The following is a 1,136-nucleotide window of genomic DNA, read 5'->3' as shown; positions in this document are numbered from 1 at the left end:
CGCGCTCGTGGCCTGCATGCGCAAACTGCTGACCATTCTGAACGCGATGGTCAAAGCCGGCAGGCCGTGGGACGCATCGTTTCATGGGACGGACCTCAAAAATGCTTGACCTCCAAGACAGTTGCTATCCTTTTACAGGAGGTGCCGAAATGGGCAAGACTCGCACACCGTACCCGGCGGAATTCCGGGCGCAGATGGTGGAACTGGTCAAGGCCGGGCGCACACCGCAGGAACTCGCGCGCGAGTTCGAACCGACGGCGCAGACCATTACCAACTGGGTTGCGCAAGCCGATCGTGATGCGGGGGTGCGTCATGACGGGCTGACCACGGCCGAGCGGCAGGAACTTACGCGGCTGCGCCGTGAGAATCGCCAGTTAAAAATGGAGCGCGACATCCTCTCTCACCGGCGGCCTGGTTCGCGCGGGAGACGGGAACCGTGCCACCGAAGGGTACGGATTCATGAAAGCGAACCGGGCCCGCTGGCCCATAGCCACGATGGCGCGGCTGCTCGGGGTCTCGACGAGCGGCTATTACGCGTGGCTGATACGCGAGCCATCGCAGCATGCTGGCAGTGATGCACAACTGCTGGCACGCATCCGTACGCTGCATGCGAGTTCGCGCGGCACGTATGGCGCGCCACGCATCCATGCGCAACTGGCGCGCGAAGGCATGCACGTTGGGCGCAAGCGGATAGCGCGTCTGATGCGCATGGCCGGCCTGTGTGGCGCCAGCCGCCGGCGCTGGCCACGTACCACACGGCCGCGTGCGGGGGCACGACGTGCACCCGATCTGGTACGCCGGCACTTTAGCGCCGACGCGCCGAACGTGCTGTGGGTGGCAGATGCCACCTACATTCCAATCGGCGAGGGGTTTCTGTATCTCGCTGTGGTGCTCGATGTGTTTAGCCGGCGCATTGTGGGCTGGGCGATGTCGAACCATCTGTACACGGAACTGATGCTGCGTGCGCTCGACATGGCACTGCTGCAGCGACACCACGAGGGTGTGATTCTGCGAGCCTGTCAGATTTTTAGTGTGCCGAGGTCATGAGACGATAACGGAAATAACGTCCTATGACCGAAGCAACAGTGACCAAGAAGAGCAAGAACCCGAAGGCGCCGAAGCTGTTCCCCGATGAG

General features: G+C 62.6%; 2 protein-coding genes and 2 pseudogenes. All 4 read left to right on the top strand.

Annotated elements, in window-relative coordinates:
* Positions 1-109, top strand: a pseudogene (locus tag AB4Y32_RS40360) (IS110 family transposase); the annotation flags it as partial.
* A gap of 40 nt (positions 110-149) precedes the next feature.
* Positions 150-575, top strand: a complete 426-nt coding sequence (locus AB4Y32_RS40355) for a transposase (protein ID WP_368726570.1) — start codon at positions 150-152, stop codon at positions 573-575.
* Positions 496-1,047 (top strand): IS3 family transposase, encoded by a 552-nt coding sequence (locus tag AB4Y32_RS40350; protein ID WP_368726569.1) that lies wholly within the window; start codon positions 496-498, stop codon positions 1,045-1,047. Before AB4Y32_RS40355 ends, AB4Y32_RS40350 begins: the two co-directional genes overlap by 80 nt.
* A gap of 23 nt (positions 1,048-1,070) precedes the next feature.
* Positions 1,071-1,136 (top strand): annotated as a pseudogene (locus tag AB4Y32_RS40875) (transposase); the annotation flags it as partial.

The sequence above is a fragment of the Paraburkholderia phymatum genome, from assembly GCF_040965635.1.
Lineage (GTDB): Bacteria > Pseudomonadota > Gammaproteobacteria > Burkholderiales > Burkholderiaceae > Paraburkholderia > Paraburkholderia phymatum_B.
Note: the sequence above shows the minus strand (reverse complement) of the source record. Positions and strands in the feature narration are given on the sequence as shown.